This window comes from Aliivibrio sp. S2TY2, assembly GCF_028765525.1.
Taxonomy (GTDB): Bacteria; Pseudomonadota; Gammaproteobacteria; order Enterobacterales; family Vibrionaceae; genus Aliivibrio; species Aliivibrio finisterrensis_A.
Genome location: NZ_JARACS010000048.1, coordinates 1 through 307 on the forward strand (window position 1 = coordinate 1; position 307 = coordinate 307).

At 37.1% G+C, this 307-nt stretch carries 1 tRNA gene; it reads left to right on the forward strand.

The window, feature by feature from the left end:
• Positions 1-57: 57 nt before the first annotated feature.
• Positions 58-133: transfer RNA gene (locus PVK63_RS19945), tRNA-Ala, on the forward strand.
• The last annotated feature ends 174 nt before the right edge of the window (positions 134-307 follow it).

Here is a 307-nt window from a genome sequence, read left to right on the forward strand (position 1 = left end):
CGATTTATGAGTGTTCACACAGATTGATTAGGTTAAAAAATAAAAGAGACGTTATGTGGGGCTATAGCTCAGCTGGGAGAGCGCTTCGCTGGCAGCGAAGAGGTCTGCGGTTCGATCCCGCATAGCTCCACCATTTTTAAGTGTTCTTTGAAGCAAAAGCTGATGAGAGTCTTTAAAAATGGTTTCGAAACCTTTTATTAGGTTGAAAAACAATTGCTCTTTAACAATTTGGAAAGCTGACTGATTTAGCTTAATTTATTTTTACTTTTGAAAAAGTAAAACAAAACAGCTCAGGCTGTAATTAAGT